The following is a 20,839-nucleotide window of genomic DNA, read 5'->3' as shown; positions in this document are numbered from 1 at the left end:
TTTCGTTAGAACGTAGCTTTTCTCATAGAACCCGTAAGGGCTTATGCTTTGCTATCGCTCTCGGCTAAATCCACCAACTCACGAACCGCGACGGCAAACAGCGCGAATCCGCCTTCGCTTCCGCCACGCACTTCGTCGATCAAGCGGCACCAGCGGCGGTGTAGCTCGGCGTGCTGCTCCAACCACTGGGCCACCCGCTCCTGGGTGTCGCGGCTGCCCGCCTCCAGCTTCAAGACGCTTGTCGTCAGCGCTAGCTGCTGGCGGTCGATATCATCGCGGAAGGTTTCCCGCGCCTGAGCCTGCCAGGAGTCGCGCACCTCAAGGTGCGTGACCTGCTGAATCATCCAGGGTAGCTCCAGGCGGCTGCCGATTTCATAGAACACCTCGGCTACCCGCTGGGGTTTCTCGTTGGTGATGCGGGCCGCTTGAATAATGCCCAGGCCAGCGTAGAGGCTCGGTGCCGCTGCCACGGTAGCAGCCAATGCTTCTGGCACACCAGCGGCTTGCAGCTCGTCGCAGCGCTTGCGCCATGCGGCCTGCTCTTCACCGCTCAGCAACTCGCCAATGCTCTCCTGCAGCTGCGCTAAGCGCGGACCGAAGTACTCAATGGTGTCCTGGGTCGAAAGCCCCAGGTGCTGACGCAGGAACCAGCGTGTTGCACGGCGAATCATGCGCATCAGGTCCAGCATCATGGAGTACTGCACACAGCTGGGCACTTGGTTATCCAGTGCTTCAATCTGCGCCCACAAATCGGTCAGGTTGAAGGCATCCCGGGCGACGACGTAGGCGCGGGCAATGTCGGCTCGGCCAGCACCGGTCGAATCCATCAAGCGGCGTACGAACACAATGCCCATGTGATCAACGAGGTCGTTAGCCACCTGCGTTGCCACGATTTCCCGCTTCAGGCGGTGGTCGTACATCTCGGCTTGATAGCGTTCGGTGAGCACGGCGGGGAACAAGCGCTCCAGATGACGGTGAATATAGAGATCGTCCGGCACGTCAGAGTTGATCAAGTCGCCCTTCAGGGTGCTCTTGGCGTAGGAGATTAGTACCGACAGCTCCGGCAGGCGCATGCCCTGGTTGTTGCTGGCACGCTCTTTCAGAACGTCATCGGCAGGCAGGAATTCAAGCTCGCGGTCTATTTGACCGGCGGACTCCAGCTCGCTAATGAAGCGACGGTACGGCCCCATGCCCTGGTGAGACAAGATCTCCGACAGGTCCAGTGCCTGGGTCTGGCGGTAGTTATCCAGAATCACTAGGTCGGCGACCTCTTCGGTCATGTCAGCCAGCAGCTGGTTACGCTGCTTGTTGGTCATATCGCCACGCTTGACCACTTCGTCGATCAATATCTTGATATTGACCTCATGGTCGGAGCAGTTGACGCCCCCGGCATTGTCGATGAAGTCGGTGTAAACCCGCACGCCGTTGGCGGCGGCTTCCATCCGGCCACGCTGGGTCAGGCCCAGGTTACCGCCCTCGCCGACCACACGGCAGTTCAGCTCTTTACCGTTGATGCGCAGCGCGTCGTTGGCTTTATCACCCACGTCCGCATCGGTCTCTTCTGAGCTTTTCACATAGGTGCCAATACCGCCGTTCCAAATCAGATCCACCTTCGCCTTGAGCATGGCGCGAATCAGATCGTTAGGAGACAAGCGCGTTTCTTCGATACCAAACACCTGCTGCATTTCCGGCGTGATGGTGATCGACTTGGTGCTGCGGCTGAACACCCCACCCCCCTGGGAGATCAGTTCGCTGCTGTAATCTTCCCAGCTGGAGCGCGGCAGATTGAACAGGCGCTTGCGCTCGGCAAAGGCCGCTGCGGCATCCGGGTTCGGGTCGACGAAGATGTGCAGGTGGTTGAAGGCGCCCACCAATTGGATCTTATCGGAAAGGAGCATACCGTTACCGAACACGTCCCCCGCCATGTCACCGATACCCACCACGGTAAACAGGTCTTCCTGGGTATTGACGCCCAGGTTCTTGAAGTGACGCTTTACGGATTCCCATGCGCCGCGGGCCGTAATCGCCATCTTCTTATGGTCGTAGCCGTTGGCACCGCCGGAAGCAAATGCGTCACCCAACCAGTGGCCATACTCGATGGAAATTGCGTTGGCGATGTCCGAGAAAGTAGCGGTGCCTTTATCTGCGGCAACCACTAAGTAGGTGTCATCTTCATCGTGACGCACCACGTTTTGCGGCGGTACCACCTCGCCACCCACGAGATTATCGGTGACATCCAGCAGCGCGCGAATGAAGGTTTGGTAGCACGCGATGCCTTCTTTCTGCTGGGTTTCGCGGTCGGCGTTTTCCGGCATGCGTTTGCACACAAAGCCGCCTTTCGCACCAACGGGCACGATTACCGCGTTTTTCACCTGCTGCGCTTTAACGAGGCCCAGCACTTCGGTACGGAAATCTTCAAGACGGTCCGACCAACGCAGGCCGCCACGCGCCACTTTGCCACCGCGCAGGTGAACGCCTTCGACACGCGGCGAGCAGACGAAAATCTCGTAGGCCGGACGTGGCTTGGGCATACCGGTCACTTTTGACGGTTCCAGCTTGTAGGCAATGTAATCCTTAAAGCGGCCATCGTCAGTTTTCTGGTAATAGTTGGTGCGCAGCGTGGCCTGGATCAGCTCCATAAAGCGGCGCAGCAGCTGGTCGTCATTGAGGCTGGCAACGCCTTCCAGGTGCTCGTTAAGGTGTGCTAAGCAGTCGTCTAGGTTACTGGGCTGTTGGGCCGGGTCGAAACGTAAGCGGAACAGCTCAACCAGGGTTTGGGTGATGGCCGGATAGTTGGCCAGCGTTGCAGCGATGTAGTCCTGGGACATGCCGAAGCGGATCTGTTTCAAATAGCGGGCATAGCCGCGCAGCATAGCCACTTCACGCCAGTCCAGGCCAGCACTGATAATCAGACGGTTAAAGGCGTCATTATCGGCCTCGCCTGCCCAAATGCGCTTGAACGCTTCGCTGAAGGTGTCGCGCATTTCGCTCAGGTTGACGCCTTCGCGGCTATGTTCCAGCTCAAAGTCGTGAATCCAATAGCGCTGCTGCGGCGCATTGATATCGTAGGGGCGCTCGCCAATCACGCGCAGGCCGAGATTTTCCATCATCGGCAACACATCAGAGAGCGGAATTTGCGATTCGCGGTGGAACAGTTTCAGGTTCATGCCGCCTGCCTGCTCTTCCAGCGGGCGGTAGAGCGATAGCGACAGGTCATTGCCACTATCCAAGGTTAACAGGTGGTGAACGTCAAATACCGCCGTGCGGGCATTGAAGTCTTCCCGGTAACTAGCGGAGAACGCATCGTGGAACTGATCGATCAGATGGTTAGCACGCTCTTCACCAAAACCTTCGACCATGGCTGCCTGCAGCTCGTCGCGCCAGCTGCGCGCCAAGCGGGCGACTTTGCTCTCCAAACGCTTCAGGTCGTACTGGCTGGGGGCGTCGCCGTTAAAACGTAGAATGAGCTGGATACGCGCCAGCACCGACTCGGATAAGTAGGTATTGAAGTCGCCAAAGTGGGCATCCAACTCATCACACAGCATGCCCTGAATACGCTGGCGCAGGTCGGTAGAGAACACGTCCCGTGGTACAAACACCAGGCAGGAGTAGAACTTACCGCTGACATCGGCGCGGATAAACAGGCGCACTTGGCGGCGTTCACGAATATTGAGAATACCCAACGCGGTGCTGGCCAGGGATTCCGTGCTGATCTGGAACAGGTCATCGCGGGGGTAGACTTCCAATACCTGCAGCAGCTGCTTGCCGTTGTGGCCCTGGGGATTGAAGCCAGCGATATCCATCACGGCCTTGAGCTTGCGGCGCAGCAGCGGAATATTGCGCGGCGACTCGTTGTATACCGTGGCGGTGAACAAGCCAAAGAAACGACGCTCGCCGATTACATTGCCGTCATCGTCGTAGCGGTCGACGGTGATGTAGTCTGGATAAGTGGGGCGATGCACGCGGGAGTGGTGCGCGCTTTTGGCGAACGAGAGCAGTTGCGGCACCAGCACGTAGTCGTCGTGCTCGTCGATGCCCTCTTCGGTGCGGATACGCTCACGGTAGCGCGGCTGATCTAGGCGGAATACGCCCAGCACGCTGTTAGGATCGCGCTGCAGCTCGTTACCGTCCAGCAGGTACTCGTCGTAGCCTAGGAAGGTGAAGTTATCCTTCAACAGCCACTCTAGAAAGGCAATGGCTTCTTCGTGGTCATCCGGGTCAATTTGCGGTGGGCAGTTCTTTTCCAGCTCTTGAATGGCGGAAGTAATCTGACCGCACATGGCATCGAAATCGCTCACGGCGGTGCGTACATCGCGCAGCACTTCATGCAGATTGCGCTCAATTTTCGCCAGGGACTCGGCGTCGGTGTGGCGATCGACTTCGATCACAATCAGCGATTCACGGGCGTCCGGTGCATTCTCATCTTTGGGAGAGGTCAGCGCCTTCAATTGATGCTGGCTATCACGCGCCACGGCGAACACAGCATTTTGAATGGCGTGTACCGTTAGGCCGCGACGGTTGAGTTCAATGCGTACGGAGTCGACCAAAAACGGCATATCTTCATGGAGCACCGCCACAAAGGTGTGGGTCGACTGCCAGCCATGCTCTTCAAAGTCCGGGTTAAAAATACGCACTTTGGGGCTTTGCGGGTCATGGTGCTGTAAAAACTGCCAGATGGAGAGCGTCGCGCCGTAAAGGTCATCCAACCGACGGTCTACCAGGTCTTCCACTGGCACCGTGGCGTAAAAGTGGCGCGCAAAGGCTTCGATGGCGGCCGCCCGTGCTGGCTCCAGTCGCGCTTCCAATCGCTCTTGTAGCTGCTTTAAAAGATCCCGCCGACTCTCTTCAATCGCAACGTAATGCATCCATCACCTCGACTGCCTGGGGCCACTACATAGGCCAAAAAAACGAAGGACAATAGGCCTTTAGGCCACTCTACCTGTTAGCTTACGCTACCCAGGACCGCCACCCTAACCAACTGACAGGTTATTCATGGAGTATGCCGCTTGTGCATCATAAGCACTATTGACAAGTTCAGCGTATCAGCTTTGTGAGGCCACTTGTGGCTGCCGACGGGTCAGCAACACACCACACTCACAGTGGTGGGTAAACGGGAACTGGTCAAATAGCGCAAAACGCTCAATATCGTGGGTCTTAGTCAGTAGCGTTAAGTTTTCGGCAAGCGTGGCCGGGTTGCATGAAATATAGACGATTTGAGCGTATTCGCTGATTTGTTGGCAGCTTTGCTCATCTAGCCCGGCCCTGGGCGGGTCGACTAACACGGTTGAAAAGTCATACTCGTCCAGCGCCATCTCGGCCACGCGGCGGCCCTCTTTTTCCCCTTTCAGTGCCAGTGCAAACTCTTCCGCCGACATGCGGGCCACGTGGGCATTGGTCACGCCATTGGCTTCAAGGTTGACGTTGGCGCTAGCGACGGAGGTACGTGAAATCTCGGTGGCCAGCACGCGACGGAAGTTCTCAGCCAGCGCAATGGTAAAGTTGCCGTTACCGCAGTACAGCTCTACGAGATCCTCTGCCTGGCGGCCTTGTGTGGCCTCTTTGGCCCATCCCAGCATGGTTTGGCAAATGTGGGCGTTGGGTTGGGTAAAGCTGTTTTCTACCTGCTGGTAGTGCAGCGTGCGGCCATCCACCGTTAAACGCTCCCACACGTGATCGCGGGTAAGCACCAGGCGCTGCTTGCGGGAGCGGCCAATAATCATGATGCCCAGGGCACTTTCCAAAGCACGGGCTTCGGCTTCCCAGGCATCGCCCAACGGGCGGTGATAAATCAGCGTGACCAGCGCTTCCCCGGAGAGCGTGGTTAAAAACTCCACCTGGAACAGGCGGCGGCGCAGCTCATCGCTGGCGAGAAAGGCCTCCCGCAGCTTGGGCATCAGCTCGTTGATCTGAGCGCTGGCCACAGGGAACTGATCTAACCGAACCACTCGTTTGTTTTTGGGGTTTTCCGGGTCGACCTCGAACATAGCGTAAAAGAGGTCGTCCTCTTCATGCCAAATGCGAAACTCGCAACGCTGGCGATAATGGCTGGGTGGCGAGGGGTACACCTCGAGCGCAGGCGTATCAAACGCAGCAAACGTGCTTTCCACATAGGCTTGCTTCTCAGCCAGCTGTTCGTCGTAGCGTGCTGGATCTACTGTAGGGATCGCCAAGGTGGCTCCTCATCACTAAATATTAAAATAGGAAAAAAGACGTTTATTCACCGCCGCCTAGCGGGCGCCGGGCAGTACGAGCGGCCGTGGTTCATGAAAGCCGTAGCGGGCGAAGCCATCGGTAAGCGCCTGAGCAGGCGCCGTGGTGAAGCAACGGCCATCGTGTGCACTGCTCACCAGGGTAGTGGCCACCTGCCCCACCCGGCGGGCAATGGCATCACCGGAGTCTACCCATGTGATAGGCGCTGGTGCCAGCGTGACTAATAGTGGTTGCAGCAACGGAAAGTGGGTGCAGCCAAGCACGACAGTATCTAGCGCGGGGCTCTCTTGGGTGGCTTGCCATAGCGGCGCTAGCGCTTGCTGAATGCGCGGTGCGTTGAGCGGCGTTCCGGCTAGCCACGCTTCAGCTTCGGTAACCAGGGCATCTGCCGCTATTTTGGTCACCACGCAGTCGCTGGCAAAGCTGTCGATTAGCCCCTGGGTATAGGGGCGATTCACCGTAGCCGTCGTGGCCAACAGGCCAATATGGCGCGATGTGCTCATCAGCGCTGCCGGTTTAATCGCGGGCACGGTACCAATGACAGGAATTGAGAGCGTTTGGCGCAGCCCTTCTAGGGCAAGGGTGCTGGCAGTATTACAGGCAACCACCAGCACGCTGGCTTGGCACGCTTGGACTGCCGCCTGGCAAACCATCACAATCCGCTTAGCGAGGGTCGCATCGTCGCGCAGGCCGTAAGGTAGCCAAGCGTTGTCGCAGGCGTAGCACAGGGCAGCCGATGGATAGTGCTGGCGCAGCGCACGGGCAACGGAAAGCCCGCCCACGCCGGAATCAAAAATCAGTATAGGCCCTGACATCACCCTTCACCTGCACAGTCCGCTATGTTGAAACCCACCCCATTAATAGTGGCGCTACTGGCAACGGCCACCACGCAATGACTCAGCTTTTCAGCCGCCCAATAAAAACGGGGCGCCAGTTTAACACGCCCCGTTCGGCTCTGAAGGATTCACATTTGACAGGAGTTACAGTGCTGGAACTTCCGCACCGCATAGTTCAGCGTAAAGCTCTGGGTAGGCGAGTTGCAGACGCTCCAGCTCTTTTTCAGCGCCTTCGGGCAGCGCTTGGCGCAGCTCCTCCATATCCTCTTCGTTGAAATGCTGGTCGATCAGCGGGAAAAGCCCCTCCCGCTCGTGGCGCAGATAGCCTCGGTGGGCTTCCAGGTATGCTTTTAAATCATCCGCGAAACGATCCATGGGCAGGATGTTATCCATCAGGATCATGTCGATATCCTGGGACAGGCGCATTAAGCGCGGCTTTAGCTCACGATAGTCGCTCGCCATTTGCTCCATCAGCGGAAGATGCTCCGGCGCCTGGGTTTTGAGCCGTTCAACGCAGATGCGCTCAAGGGGCGTAGCAAAACCATCCATGTAGGACAAAATGTAATCGACCACCTCACGCATCAGTTGAAAGTCGGGCCGCTCGCCGTTAGCCAAGGTTTTATGCTTTAGCTGCAGCACATGGAGCATTCGCGCCATGTTGGCATGATCTAGACGCAGTTGGTTTAACATCGTGCCGTCTCCTTCGTAAGTGTCATGCCTGCCGCTCTCCCTACAGAGCATTAGGCACACAATCATGAGCTGGGTTCTACTACACTAGCGTTAATCCTTGCCTTGCGCCTCTATGATGACTAACGCTGGTGGGCGCTTCTTATCGTTATGCCACAAGGTAGTCTGACGTTACCCTATTTACCACAGACACTTATTAAGCGTTAGTTGTCCAACGCCCCGATTTACAACGGAAGTTTATATGGATCTTTTTGAAGCCACTCCAGGTGAAGACGCCCCACTGGCCTTTCGTATGCGCCCGTTAACGCTGGATGAGTATATTGGCCAACAGGCACTGGTAGGACCGGATAAGCCACTGCGCCGCATGGCGGAGTCGGGCGTGGTGCGCTCAATGATTTTGTGGGGGCCGCCAGGGGTAGGCAAAACCACCTTGGCAGAGCTACTGGCTCGCGCATCGGAGACCCATCTTGAGCAGCTAAGCGCAGTGATGGCTGGCGTAAAAGAGATCCGTTCGGTAGTGGAGCGCGCCCGACAGCGCACTTCTCCCACGCTTCTCTTTTTAGATGAGATTCACCGTTTGAACAAGAGCCAGCAGGATGCACTGCTGCCTCATGTGGAGTCCGGCCTGTTAACGCTGATTGGCGCCACCACTGAAAACCCCTCCTTCGAGGTGAACTCAGCGCTGCTCTCACGCGCGCGTGTTTATGTGCTAAAGCCACTAACCCAGCAAGAGCTCATTCAGGTGATGCAGCAAGCATTGGCACATGACCAGCGCGGCCTGGGCAAGCGACCAATTGACATAGAGCCTGGCGTACTGGAAGCCCTCGCCCATGCTAGCGCGGGGGATGCCCGGAGAGCCTTAGGGCTACTGGAAACGGCTTGTGATTTTACCGAACAGCAAGATGGTCGCGAGGTGCTACGCAAAGCGGTACTGGCGGATGTAGTCGGCCATCAGTCCAGCGCGTTTGATAAGCAAGGCGATGCTTACTATGACCTGCTATCCGCCATCCATAAATCGATCCGATCGTCGCGCCCTGATGCCGCACTTTTGTACATGGCGCGCTTTATCCAGGGCGGCGGCGACCCATTGGATATCGTGCGGCGCTTAACCGCCATTGCCTCGGAAGACGTAGGCAATGCCGACCCGCGCGCCCTACCGCTCGTCATCGCCGCCTGGGATGCCTATTTGCGCCTGGGCGATTATGAGGGCCAACGGGCGATTGCCCATGCAGCGATTCATCTGGCAGTGGCACCTAAAAGTAACCGCATTGACCGGGCCTGGAAAAGCGCCCAGCAGTTTGTCCAGCAGCAGTCCCAGGTGGAAGTACCCACCTACCTGCGCAACGCACCTACCAAACTGATGGAGCAGCTAGGCCATGGCGAGGGCTACCGATATGCTCATAACGAAGCGGATGGCTATCCAGCGGGCAGCGCTCACGACTGTTGGCCGGAAGGCGTGCCGAAAACACGCTTTTACGAGCCGAGTCCGTTTGGCCAGGAGAAGCGGTTTGGGGAAATCATGGCGTGGCGGGAGCAGCGGGATCAGGAAGCAGATCAGGCACCCTAAAGTGCCTGATAAACTGTGTTAGCACGGTGAAGTAACCGCCAGAGATTTAAAGCTCTTCGCGGATAACGTCGGTGCCTTCAGGAATCTGGAAATCAAATAGGCCACGATCAATGCTGCCATTGCGAGTAATGTCGCTGAAGGTGATGGCGGTGCGCTGGCCAGTGCTGTCCATCATCCACAGCTCGGTCAGGATCTGACCTTCAAAGACCATGCTCAGCTCTTCAAATAGCGTGTCTGCCAGCGTAGGAATCAGCGTAAACACGTCATCGCCGTCCTGCTGCTCGTAAAACACATCGTAGCTGGCGGTTAGCTCATCGGCGCTACCTGACAGCAATAGCGCGGGCGTGTGGGTAACACGGTCATCCATCGCTTGCACGGTCACTTGCTCAAGATCTGGATCGTAAAGGTAGACATCTTCACCATCAGAGACCACGGTTTGCGAGTACGGAGCTTCAACTTCCCAACGCAGCATACCCGGGCGCGATAACCACATTTCCCCACGGGCACTCTGAAGACGCTCACCGCCACCATCCAGAATCTGCTGTTCAAAAGTCGCGTGGTAGTTTTCCAGAGGATCCAGGCGCTCGGTAAGCCGCTCTGCGGCCTCATTGGCCCACGCTGTCATCGGTGCAGCAAAGGTTAACCCGAGCGCACTGGCGGCAAGCACCAACGCAGGTGAGCGACGGTTAGAGGGTTCGCGCATGTTCTTTCTCCCTAGGCATTCATTGCCGAATAGCGGACGAGGCAAGGAGCGATAAGACGTTCCGTATGCCTCTCAGACGTAAAAAGCGCCGCAGGGTTTCGCCTGCGGCGCGACTTTCACGCTTATTGCATGATTGGTGAGGCCACGCTTAGTGACCAACCGGCGGCGGTGCCAGCACTTCGCGAGCACCGTTGGTGCTCATAGAGGAGACAACGCCTGCGCCCTCCATGGCTTCAACTAAGCGTGCCGCTCGGTTATAGCCAATTTTAAATCGCCGCTGCACGGCAGAAATCGAGGCCTTACGGGTCTCGGTCACAAACTGCACCGCTTCATCGTAAAGCGCATCCTGCTCGGCATCGTCGCCATCAATCCCTTCCGCTTCAAGCCCAGTTAGTGCATCCGCAGAAACACCGCCGGAAAGAATCTCCTCAATGTACTCAGGCTCGCCGCGACGCTTCCAATCATCGACCACCCGATGGACTTCATCGTCGTCCACGAAGGCACCGTGAACCCGATTAGGCGGCCCGGAACCGGCGGGCAGGTAGAGCATATCCCCATGTCCCAGCAGGCTCTCTGCCCCACCTTGATCCAGAATGGTACGCGAATCGATTCGCGAGGAGACCTGGAAGGCCATTCGCGAAGGAATGTTCGCCTTGATCAAACCAGTCACCACATCCACCGATGGACGCTGGGTGGCAAGAATCAGGTGAATACCGGCAGCCCGCGCTTTTTGTGCCAGACGTGCGATTAGCTCTTCAACCTTTTTGCCGACGATCATAAACATATCGGCAAACTCATCGATGACCACCACGATGTAGGGCAGCTTCTCCAGCACCGGCGGCGTTTGGTGCATCTCCCAGGGCTGCGGCTCCCATAATGGGTCGGCCACCTGGGCGCCGGCACGCTCGGCTTCGTCTAGGCGGGCGTTAAAGCCGGCAATATTACGTACGCCCATCGCCGCCATCAGCTTATAGCGACGCTCCATTTCCGCCACGCACCAGCGCAGGCTGTTGGCCGCCTCTTTCATATCGGTGACCACCGGCGCCAGCAGGTGCGGAATACCGTCATACACCGATAGCTCCAGCATCTTGGGGTCGACCATGATCAGCTTGAGCTCATCGGGTTTAGCCTTGAGCAGCATGGAGATCAGCATCGCGTTGACCCCCACCGATTTACCCGAACCGGTCGTACCGGCCACCAGCAGGTGGGGCATTTTGCCTAGGTTCGCGACCACCGGCCCACCGCCAATATCTTGGCCCAGCGCCATCGTTAGCGGTGAGCTCTCCTGCTGATAGCGGTCAGAGTCGATCACTTCACGCAGGCGAATCATCGCGCGGTGCGGGTTAGGAATTTCGATCCCCACCGTTGGCCGACCGGGAATGACCTCTACTACGCGAACGCTTTTCACCATCAGCGAACGAGCAAGGTCTTTCGCCAAATTGCTGATTTTGGAAACCTTCACCCCGGCAGCAGGCTTGATCTCGAAACGTGTAATGACCGGCCCCGGCCACGTATCGACCACTTCAGCTTTTACACCGTATTCACGTAACCTGACTTCCAGGAGTTCCGCCATATCGGCCAGCTGCTCATCCGTGTAGTTCGGCTGATGCGGCTCCGGCGGTGTGAGCAGCTGTAGGCTGGGCACCTCGCCCTCGGGCTCTGGAAGCGTTTCAAACGCTGGGCGCTGGCTCTGCAGATGCTCCACCGTCCACAGCGTGGGGCCGTTATCCGCTTCCTCCTCAACTTGCTCGGTAGAGAAGGTTGGCTCATGGCGCGAGCTGGCAGTAGTAGATGCGACAGGCCTGACGGATAACTCATCGTCATCTTCGTCATCCCACACTGGCTCTGGCACTACTTCCGGCACTCGCTCCCGGCGCGGTTCAGCCGCTATGGAGGGGGCTTGGTAGGCTGGCTGGCTGTCTTCACTGCGCAGCGTGACTGGTTCGGGGTGCTCTGACTCCGGCTCTGGGCGGCTCGTAAACGCGGTGGATGCTGATGGCTCAGTAGCTTCCGGTTCCCACTCATCGCGCGTTGCACGCAGCGGTACAGAAGCTGCATAGAGCTCACGCTCCTGCTCATCTTCAACCCGCAGCGGTTTATTGCTACCCAATTCATGGGTAGGTACCGGCTCGGGTGTTTCAGTTGGCGCAGGTGTTTCAGGCTTAGGCGCTGGAACTTTTTCAACTGCAGACTCAGGCTGTTGCGTTGGCTCCGGTTCTTTAGCGGATAACGACATTAGTGGTTCACTGGGCGCTTCTGGCTCCTGCGTCTTGGCAGGCGCTGGCGGAGTCGCTTCTGGCGCGGCCGTCCGAGGCTCTGAGGTGCTTTGCGGCTTCGCTCCATGGCGTTCGCTCAGTACAGTGGCTGCCTCCCAAGGAATGGAGGTATCCGCAGCAGATGTCTCTTCTTGCGTCTCTTCTGCAGGTGCTGAGAAGCTTGGCTCACGCCGCTCGCGACGACTTGATGGTGAACGCTCACTAACGGCAGGGCGCTCCTGCGGCGCAGGCGATTCACTGGCGCGAGGTGCAGCATTGACGGCTGGCGTCTCTTCTTTCTCATCTACCGCGTCCGTACTGGTATCGCTAGGCTCTGCCCAGGAGCGCTGCTTCACTTTTTTAGACGCCGCTTTAGCAGCCGCACGCACGGCAGCGCGCTCAGCACGCTTTTCGCGACCTTTAGCACGGCGAGCGCTAAACCATCCGCCGATACGGCACAGCTTGCGTCCAACTTCATCGGCCACCTGTAACCACGACATGCCGCTGAATAACGGGAAGCCAATCAGAATTAGCGCGGCGGCAATCAAGCCCACACCGCCGCTACTCACCAACGGTTTCAGCGTACCGACGAGCCCTTCGCCTAAAATACCGCCTGAGGCATAGGGCAGAATGCTATCTGGATGATAAAAGTGCAGTGCGCCCAGCATGGTCGTACCGAACATTAGCAACACCAAACCGCCTGCGCGCACGGCAATGGCCACCGGATCCAGCTCGAAACGCACCTGGCGTGAGCGCATCAGCCACCAAGCGGCGTAACCAAACATTCCCGGCCACCACAGGGCACTGGCCCCGAGCAGTGAATAGAGCACGTCGGCCAGCCATGCACCAACCGGGCCCATCCAGTTACGCACATCGGTTTCAGGCCCTTGGTACGACCAGCCGGGGTCGGCTGGATGGTAGCTAAACAGCGCCAATAGCAAAAAGACGCAGAGCGCCAGCATCACAACCACCACCCCTTCACGGGCGGATCCTTGCAGGCGCAAGCCAAACCGGTGCGCCTTATCCTTTGCGGCATTCACCCGCGTCGATGAATTAGAACTAGATGGTGACTGACGCGACTGTCGCTGCGTTCGCTTGTCTACCGCCTTATTTACTTTCAAGCGATTCTCCCTTTACACCACACGGTGTCTTTAATCCACTTGCGAGTTTGCATCATACCGAGCATCCTTCCGCCGTCACAGCGCTTCTATAGAAGCTATCAGCAACAGGAGCAAGCGATGCTACCTTGGCTCTCATCGCCACACCCTTCATTTCCATCTACCGAACAGGCATTAGAGTCTCCCAACGGCCTCCTAGCCGCCGGTGGAGAGCTTACACCAGCCTGGCTGGTAGACGCTTACCGGAAAGGGATATTTCCTTGGTATAGCGACGAGGACCCCATTTTATGGTGGAGCCCTGACCCGCGCATGATACTGCTGCCTGCTCAGTTTAAACGACGCCGCAGTCTAGCTAAACGGCTGCGACATGGTGGCTTTAGCGTGACACTAGATCAACAGTTCATCCAGGTCGTTGAGGCATGTGCTGCTCCCCGTAAAAATGAACCGGGCACTTGGATTAACCCGGATATGCGTCGTGCCTATCAGCGCCTTCACGAACTTGGCATCGCCCACAGCATTGAGGTACACCGTGACGGCGAGCTGGTCGGCGGGCTGTATGGGCTGGCCATGGGGCCAGTGTTCTTTGGTGAGTCGATGTTTTCACGTCAACCCGACGCTTCCAAAATTGCGCTGGCCTACTTGGCAGGCGCCATGCAACGCCATGGTGGTGAACTCATCGACTGCCAAATGCACACGCCGCATTTAGCCAGCCTGGGTGCGACAACAGTCGCCCGTAGCACGTTCATCAACTACCTTGAACAATGGTTGCCAGAAAAGGCTTTTCGCTTACCACCTGCCCATCAGACGCCATCCGTGCCTGCCTCACCATGGCTGGCGGCGATACCCTCAGGCGCTGAAGCAGAGTGACCGCGCCGTTTTTCACCAAGGAGGCAAGCCGTGAGTAGTAACGCTCCTCGCCGCCCTGTGCGGGATTTGCGCTTCTTCCTAACCGTTCCTCATGCCTGCAGCTATCTTCCTGGCAAAGAGGCAACAACACTGTTTCTGGATCCTCAGGAGTCGCCGGTGCCTGGGGTGTACGACTCGCTGTCTCTGCTTGGCTTTCGACGCAGCGGACGCCACTTATACCGCCCTCACTGCGAAGGTTGCAATGCCTGCCGCTCAGTCCGCATCCCGGTGGACGAATTTAGCGCCAACCGTACTCAGCGAAAAGTTTGGCAACGCAATCACGATATTGAGACCCGCGTCATCGCCGCGCGCTTCGATGCCAACCACTACGCTCTATATGCTGACTACATTCGCCAACGCCATGCAGACGGCGACATGTATCCACCCAGCCGCGAGCAGTACCGTACCTTTCTGACGCTTGAAGAACCCTATGCGCACCTCATGGAGATGTACCTAGAAGGTGAGCTGGTGGCCGTGGCAGCGTTTGACCAGCTAGAGCACGGTCTGTCAGCTATTTACACGTTTTTTAAAGTCGATGAAGCGCTGGATAAGCGCTCACTCGGCACCTTTGCCATTTTAAAGTTGATTGCGCTCTGCCAAGAAAAACAGCTGCCTCATCTTTATCTTGGCTACTGGATTGAAGAGTGTCGTAAGATGCGCTACAAGCAGTCTTTTTCACCCATCGAGCTGCTGGACGGGCGGCATTGGCGACCTTTAATTCGCTAATCTGGTCAGCTTTTTTGCCTTGACGGCAGGCTTACGGCACAATATAGCGCTGTTTCTTAGGCGTGCAGGTTTGTGCCAGCGCTTATTGAGGCAATCATTCGACTATCCACGATGTAAAATAAGTGAGGATCTGCCTATATGGCACGCGAAGATCATATTGAAATGGAAGGCGTTATCGTTGACACCCTTCCCAACACCATGTTCCGGGTTGAGCTGGAAAACGGCCACGTTGTGACTGCTCATATCTCTGGCAAAATGCGTAAAAACTACATCCGCATTCTGACCGGCGATAAGGTAAAAGTAGAGCTGACACCTTACGATCTTTCAAAAGGCCGTATTGTTTACCGCTCGCGCTAAGCCTTGATATCGCCCTCAAGCAATGTTCTGCGCAAGCGATCCTGCGAGTGCAGAAACGCCTAATGGCTGCTTTTAGTATCGCGTAATTACGGCGCCGCTCCCTGGAAACGACAACGCCCCGTCGAAGACAGGGCGCTGTGCGTTAGCTCGTTAAGCGGGTACTTCAATTAATGCTTGTCGGTCATCTTAGCGCCCTTTTCAGGGCGCATCTGCCATCTCCGACTCTGTTGATAGATGTAGCTCTCCGTCTTCCAGGCTGACATGCACAATCCCACCGTGCTCTGACAGCTCGCCAAACAGAATCATCTCGGCAAGCGGCTTCTTGAGTTTCTCCTGAATCAAGCGAGCCATTGGCCTTGCACCCATATCCGGGTCGTAGCCTTTCTCTGCTAGCCAATCCCGCGCCGTATCGTCTACATCAAGCTGTACACGCTTCTCGTCTAGCTGCGCCTGTAGCTCGATCAAGAACTTATCGACGACGTTACGCACCACCGTAGTGGGCAACGCATGGAACTGGATAATGCCGTCCAAGCGGTTGCGGAACTCTGGAGAGAAGGTACGGCGAATCACTTCCATTGCATCGGTGGAGTGATCCTGGTGTTGGAAGCCGATGGAGCGGCGTGATGCCTGCTCTGCCCCAGCGTTAGAGGTCATAATCAGGATCACATGGCGGAAGTCCGCTTCGCGGCCGTTGTTATCCGTCAGGCGGCCATGATCCATGACCTGCAGCAGCAGGTTAAAGACTTCCGGGTGAGCCTTCTCGATTTCATCGAGCAGAAGCACACAGTGCGGCTGCTTGGTCACCGCCTCTGTTAACAAACCGCCTTGGTCGTACCCTACATAGCCAGGAGGCGCACCAATTAAGCGCGATACGGTATGGCGCTCCATGTACTCGGACATATCAAAGCGGACAAGCTCAATGCCCATGATATGTGCCAGTTGTTTAGCGACTTCCGTTTTACCTACGCCCGTTGGGCCTGCAAACAGGAAACTGCCCACGGGCTTATCGGGAGATTTCAGGCCCGCACGGGAGAGCTTGATGGCCGCCGACAGTGAATCGATCGCTTCATCTTGACCAAACACCAACATTTTCAGGTCGCGGTCCAACTTCTCGAGCTGTTTACGATCCGAACTCGAGACGCTCTTCGGTGGAATGCGCGCAATGGAGGCCACCACGGCTTCGACCTGCTCCACATCGATCGTCGTAGCACGTACCTCAGGGGGTAGCATCCGCTGATGCGCACCCGCTTCGTCGATCACGTCGATCGCTTTATCGGGCAGGAAGCGATCGTTGATGTAGCGATCCGCCAACCGGGCCGCACTTTCCAACGCACCATCGGTGTATTTCAGTTCGTGGTGCTCTTCGAAGCGCGAACGCAGCCCTTTGAGAATCTTGATGGTGTCCTCAACGGACGGTGCCAGCACGTCGACCTTTTGGAAGCGGCGTGCCAAGGCGCGGTCTTTCTCGAAAATTCCGCGGAACTCCTGGAACGTGGTCGAACCAATGCAGCGCAGCTCGCCTGAAGAGAGCAGCGGTTTCAACAGATTGGAAGCGTCCATCACGCCGCCCGAGGCAGCGCCCGCGCCAATGACCGTGTGAATCTCATCGATGAACAAGATGGCATTGGGCTGTTTACGCAGCTCGCTTAACAGACTCTTGAGGCGCTTTTCGAAATCGCCACGGTACTTGGTGCCTGCCAGCAGTGCGCCCATATCCAGTGAGTAAACCACCGCGTCGGCAATGACTTCCGGCACGTCTTCTTCGACGATGCGCTTGGCTAAGCCTTCGGCAATAGCGGTTTTGCCCACACCCGCTTCACCCACCAGAAGTGGGTTATTTTTACGACGGCGGGCCAGAATTTGCACAACGCGCTCAAGCTCATGGTCGCGGCCAATCAGAGGGTCGATTTTACCCTGACGTGCCTGCTCATTGAGGTTGGTGGCGTAGCCGGTCAGCGGATGAGCAGCGCCTTCAGCGCTCCCCTCTTCTGCGTCGTCACTCTCTTGAGAGGAAGGTGATGGCGACGGGCCATGACCAGAGACTTTAGAAATTCCGTGGGCGATGTAGTTCACCGCGTCTACCCGCGCCACGCTTTGTTGTTTAAGGAAGTAAACCGCTTGACTCTCTTGCTCGGAAAAGATGGCCACCAGCACATTAGCGCCAGTCACTTCGCTTTTACCGGAAGATTGAACATGGAATACAGCACGTTGCAGCACGCGCTGGAAACCAAGCGTTGGCTGAGTTTCACGGTCACCCTGACCTTCTGGGATCAGCGGTGTGGTCGAGTTAATGAAATCCTGCAGATCGGACCGCAGCTTGTCGAGGTTTGCCCCACACGCCTTCAGCACATCCACCGCAGAGGCATTGTCTAGCAGCGCCAGAAGCAGGTGCTCTACAGTCATGAATTCGTGGCGCTTTGAGCGAGCCACGGTGAAGGCCGTGTTCAGGGTCAGTTCAAGTTCTTTGCTCAGCATGGCAGTCCCCTTTTCGCTACTACCTAGGGTATATCGACACCTAGGGCTTGCGTCGGATCAGTTTAATCGACCGGCACTTTCAACATCGGGTACAAATGGCGTGGTTGCAAGCCCCTGCGCTACTTTTTTTCAACGCTACTCATTTTAAATAGGCTTAATCAGCAGCTTCGATGTCACTCATTAGCGGGTGCTCACATTCACGGGCATACTCATTCACTTGATAACTTTTAGTTTCAGCAATATCCCGGGTAAAAATGCCGCAGGTGGCTTTCCCCTGGGTGTGCACCGCCAACATCACCTGCACGGCTTTTTCGCTATCCATATTAAAAAAGCTTTGCAGCACTTCAACGACAAACTCCATGGGGGTGTAGTCGTCGTTATGCAACACCACTTTATATAAAGGCGGCTGTGCCAGCGCGGGCTCGGCCGACTGCACCGCTAAGTCATCATCGTGTTCTGGCATGCCTGGACGCGTCATGCCTGCCTGCAGAGTCGCGATCACGTCCAGAGGGTATGTATTAGGCATAAGTCACGTGCATCATCTTCTTGCTGCTGACAGTCAGGGCCTTGGATCAATTCAAAGACGAGGCTTTTACAGTCCAGGCTTCTACAGACTGTACACCTATGTATAAGACGCCTGCCATCAACAAGGGTTCATGAAAGGTAAAAAATTATCACACAGGAGAGAATAAAAATCCCTCGCCCGCAAGGCGGGCGAGGGATCGATCAGCCGTTGAAGCGCGACGGCTCAGCGGATGATCAGCCTTTGGACACCATGGCCAGCGCGTCGTTGAGGGTCTTGCTCGGGCGCATGGCCTGGCTGGCCAGCTCACGGTTGGGGTGGAAGTATCCCTGGATATCCACCGGCTGCCCCTGCACGCTGTTCAGCTCATCAACGATGGTGCTCTCGTTGGCTTGCAGCGTCTCTGCCAGACGACCAAACAGGGATTTCAGTTCGGCGTCCTGGCCCTGAGCGGCCAGTGCTTCTGCCCAGTACATTGCTAGGTAGAAGTGGCTGCCACGGTTATCCAGCTCGCCGACTTTACGCGATGGCGACTTGTTGCTGTCGAGGAATTTGCCATTGGCTTCATCCAGCGCTTTTGCCAACAGCGTCGCGCGGGCGTTACCGAAGGTGCTGCCCAGGTGCTCAAGCGACGCCGCCAGGGCCAGGAACTCACCCAGCGAATCCCAACGCAGGTGGTTCTCTTCCAGGAACTGCTGAACGTGCTTAGGTGCAGAACCGCCAGCGCCGGTTTCAAACAGGCCACCACCGTTCATCAGCGGTACGATAGAGAGCATCTTGGCGCTGGTGCCCAGTTCCATGATCGGGAACAGGTCGGTGAGGTAATCGCGCAGCACGTTACCAGTGACGGAGATGGTGTCTTCGCCTTTACGGATACGCTCCAAAGAAACCTTCATTGCATCGACCGGCGCGAGAATTCGGATATCCAGGCCAGCGGTGTCGTGATCTTTCAGGTACGTCTCGACCTTCTTGATCAGTTGCGCGTCGTGGGCACGGTTAGCGTCGAGCCAGAACAGTGCCGGGGCACCACTGTCGCGGGCACGGGTAACGGCCAGCTTCACCCAGTCTTGAATCGGCGCGTCTTTGGTCTGGCACATACGCCAGATATCGCCTGCTTCTACCGTGTGGCTAAACACAGTTTGGCCTGAATCGTCGGTGACCACGACAGTCCCGTCGGCAGGCATTTGGAAGGTTTTATCGTGAGAGCCGTACTCTTCGGCTTTCTGCGCCATCAGGCCCACGTTAGGTACGCTGCCCATGGTGGTCGGATCGAACGCGCCGTGCTGCTTGCAGTCTTCGATCACCGCCTGGTAAATGGTGGCGTAGCAGCGGTCAGGGATAACAGCCTTCGCATCTTGCAGCTCGTCATTCGCGTTCCACATCTTGCCGGAATCACGAATCATCGCCGGCATAGAGGCATCGATGATCACGTCGCTGGGCACATGCAGGTTGGTGATGCCTTTATGGGAGTTCACCATCGCCATGGCCGGGCGAGTTTGATAAAGGGCCTCTACATCGCCTTTGATCGCCTCTTGCTGGTCGCTGGGCAGCTTCTCAATAGCGCTGTAAAGGTCGCCGATACCGCTGTTCGGGTTGAAGCCAGCACTCTTCAGCACGTCAGCGTGCTTCTCCAGCACCTCTTTATAGAACTCTTCTACCACGATACCGAACATGATTGGGTCGGAGACCTTCATCATGGTGGCTTTCAAGTGCAGCGAGAACAGCACGCCGCTCTCTTTGGCATCGCTGATTTGGCTGTCAATAAAGCTGCGCAGACGGCGGCTACTCATGCTGGCGGCGTCAATGACTTCGCCTGCTTGTACCGCAAGACCCTCTTTTAGCACCACGTTGGTGCCATCTTTTTGCTGCAGCTCAATCTTCAGCGTGCCGGCTTTTTCCATCACCGCCGACTGTTCGCTGCCGTAGAAGTCGCCTTCGCTCATATGAGCCACATGGGACTTAGACTCAGCGCTCCACTCACCCATGCGGTGCGGGTATTTGCGAGCGTAGTTTTTGACCGATTTCGGCGCGCGGCGGTCGGAGTTACCTTCGCGCAGCACCGGGTTTACCGCACTGCCCTTGACTTTGTCGTAACGCGCTTTAACGGAGGCTTCTTCGTCGTTTTTCGGCTCTTCCGGGTAGTCAGGCAGCGGGTAACCTTGGCTTTGCAGCTCTTTGATGGTTGCTTTTAGCTGCGGGCCAGAGGCGCTGATATTAGGTAGTTTGATAATATTGGCTTCAGGCGTCTTCGCCAGCTGACCAAGCTCCGCCAAGTCATCGCTCACGCGCTGCTCGTCGCTCAGAATATCCGGGAATTGTGCCAATACGCGGGCAGCAAGAGAAATATCGCGGGTCTCTACTTCGACACCGGCAGAGTCGGTAAAGGCATCAATGATGGGTAACAAAGAGTAGGTAGCGAGCGCAGGAGCTTCATCGGTGAGCGTATAAATGATCTTCGGCGTTTTAGACATTTTTG

Annotated in this window: 13 protein-coding genes; 4 read left to right on the top strand and 9 right to left on the bottom strand. The window is 56.9% G+C overall.

Translation table 11 applies throughout. The annotated features are described in order from the left end of the window. Positions 1-41: 41 nt before the first annotated feature. From AC13CY_RS03315 to AC13CY_RS03300, 4 genes are all read right to left on the bottom strand, one after another. Positions 42-4,865 (bottom strand): NAD-glutamate dehydrogenase, encoded by a 4,824-nt coding sequence (locus tag AC13CY_RS03315; RefSeq protein WP_172515611.1) that lies wholly within the window; start codon positions 4,863-4,865, stop codon positions 42-44. A gap of 177 nt (positions 4,866-5,042) precedes the next feature. Next, positions 5,043-6,170, bottom strand: a complete 1,128-nt coding sequence (gene trmA, locus AC13CY_RS03310) for a tRNA (uridine(54)-C5)-methyltransferase TrmA (RefSeq protein WP_172515610.1) — start codon at positions 6,168-6,170, stop codon at positions 5,043-5,045. A gap of 57 nt (positions 6,171-6,227) precedes the next feature. Next, on the bottom strand, positions 6,228-7,025 hold the full coding sequence (gene murI, locus AC13CY_RS03305) for a glutamate racemase (protein WP_172515609.1): 798 nt from the start codon (positions 7,023-7,025) through the stop codon (positions 6,228-6,230). Between the two features lie 165 nt (positions 7,026-7,190). Beyond that, positions 7,191-7,736, bottom strand: coding sequence for a hemerythrin domain-containing protein (locus tag AC13CY_RS03300; RefSeq protein ID WP_172515608.1), 546 nt, complete (start codon positions 7,734-7,736; stop codon positions 7,191-7,193). A gap of 238 nt (positions 7,737-7,974) precedes the next feature. Here AC13CY_RS03300 and AC13CY_RS03295 point away from each other — a divergent pair, with 238 nt between their 5' ends. Beyond that, positions 7,975-9,300: a replication-associated recombination protein A gene (locus tag AC13CY_RS03295; protein ID WP_483052287.1), complete on the top strand. Its 1,326-nt coding sequence runs from the start codon at positions 7,975-7,977 to the stop codon at positions 9,298-9,300. Between the two features lie 46 nt (positions 9,301-9,346). On the opposite strand, the gene lolA is transcribed toward AC13CY_RS03295, so the two are convergent. Together lolA and AC13CY_RS03285 are read right to left on the bottom strand one after the other, a co-directional pair. Beyond that, entirely contained in the window at positions 9,347-10,003 is a 657-nt protein-coding gene (lolA, locus tag AC13CY_RS03290) for an outer membrane lipoprotein periplasmic chaperone LolA (protein WP_044627795.1), read from the bottom strand. Positions 10,004-10,151: 148 nt separating this feature from the next. Next, on the bottom strand, positions 10,152-13,379 hold the full coding sequence (locus tag AC13CY_RS03285) for a DNA translocase FtsK (RefSeq protein ID WP_172515607.1): 3,228 nt from the start codon (positions 13,377-13,379) through the stop codon (positions 10,152-10,154). Between the two features lie 117 nt (positions 13,380-13,496). On the opposite strand from AC13CY_RS03285, the gene aat reads away from it, so the two are divergent. The 3 genes from aat to infA all read left to right on the top strand — a co-directional run bounded on the left by aat (position 13,497) and on the right by infA (position 15,365). Then, positions 13,497-14,243, top strand: a complete 747-nt coding sequence (gene aat / locus AC13CY_RS03280) for a leucyl/phenylalanyl-tRNA--protein transferase (protein WP_273423188.1) — start codon at positions 13,497-13,499, stop codon at positions 14,241-14,243. Between the two features lie 30 nt (positions 14,244-14,273). Further along, entirely contained in the window at positions 14,274-15,008 is a 735-nt protein-coding gene (locus tag AC13CY_RS03275; RefSeq protein WP_062359288.1) for an arginyltransferase, read from the top strand. Positions 15,009-15,146: 138 nt separating this feature from the next. Beyond that, complete coding sequence (infA, locus tag AC13CY_RS03270) at positions 15,147-15,365, top strand: translation initiation factor IF-1 (RefSeq protein WP_007111068.1); 219 nt, start codon at positions 15,147-15,149, stop codon at positions 15,363-15,365. A 198-nt stretch (positions 15,366-15,563) separates the two neighbouring features. Here infA and clpA read toward each other — a convergent pair whose 3' ends face one another. The 3 genes from clpA to AC13CY_RS03255 form a co-directional block, all read right to left on the bottom strand. Beyond that, a complete protein-coding gene (gene clpA / locus AC13CY_RS03265; protein WP_483052286.1) occupies positions 15,564-17,840 on the bottom strand; it encodes an ATP-dependent Clp protease ATP-binding subunit ClpA in 2,277 nt (758 codons plus the stop codon). 154 nt (positions 17,841-17,994) lie between these two features. Then, positions 17,995-18,303 carry an ATP-dependent Clp protease adapter ClpS gene (gene clpS / locus AC13CY_RS03260; protein WP_089675197.1) on the bottom strand — a complete coding sequence of 103 codons (309 nt, stop codon included), beginning with the start codon at positions 18,301-18,303 and terminating at the stop codon, positions 17,995-17,997. A gap of 296 nt (positions 18,304-18,599) precedes the next feature. Then, positions 18,600-20,834: an NADP-dependent isocitrate dehydrogenase gene (locus AC13CY_RS03255; protein WP_287147978.1), complete on the bottom strand. Its 2,235-nt coding sequence runs from the start codon at positions 20,832-20,834 to the stop codon at positions 18,600-18,602. Between the last annotated feature and the right edge of the window lie 5 nt (positions 20,835-20,839).

Source organism: Vreelandella sp. L-15, from assembly GCF_056857635.1.
This window is presented reverse-complemented; position numbering and strand designations above follow the sequence as displayed.

Bases quoted from the DNA above. Each gene is read 5' to 3' on its own strand.
- AC13CY_RS03315 (WP_172515611.1), bottom strand. From the start codon at position 4,865: ATGCATTACGTTGCGATTGAAGAGAGTCGGCGGGATCTTTTAAAGCAG.
- murI (WP_172515609.1), bottom strand. From the start codon at position 7,025: ATGTCAGGGCCTATACTGATTTTTGATTCCGGCGTGGGCGGGCTTTCC.
- AC13CY_RS03300 (WP_172515608.1), bottom strand. From the start codon at position 7,736: ATGTTAAACCAACTGCGTCTAGATCATGCCAACATGGCGCGAATGCTC.
- AC13CY_RS03295 (WP_483052287.1), top strand. From the start codon at position 7,975: ATGGATCTTTTTGAAGCCACTCCAGGTGAAGACGCCCCACTGGCCTTT.
- lolA (WP_044627795.1), bottom strand. From the start codon at position 10,003: ATGCGCGAACCCTCTAACCGTCGCTCACCTGCGTTGGTGCTTGCCGCC.
- aat (WP_273423188.1), top strand. From the start codon at position 13,497: ATGCTACCTTGGCTCTCATCGCCACACCCTTCATTTCCATCTACCGAA.
- infA (WP_007111068.1), top strand. From the start codon at position 15,147: ATGGCACGCGAAGATCATATTGAAATGGAAGGCGTTATCGTTGACACC.
- clpA (WP_483052286.1), bottom strand. From the start codon at position 17,840: ATGCTGAGCAAAGAACTTGAACTGACCCTGAACACGGCCTTCACCGTG.
- clpS (WP_089675197.1), bottom strand. From the start codon at position 18,303: ATGCCAGAACACGATGATGACTTAGCGGTGCAGTCGGCCGAGCCCGCG.
- AC13CY_RS03255 (WP_287147978.1), bottom strand. From the start codon at position 20,834: ATGTCTAAAACGCCGAAGATCATTTATACGCTCACCGATGAAGCTCCT.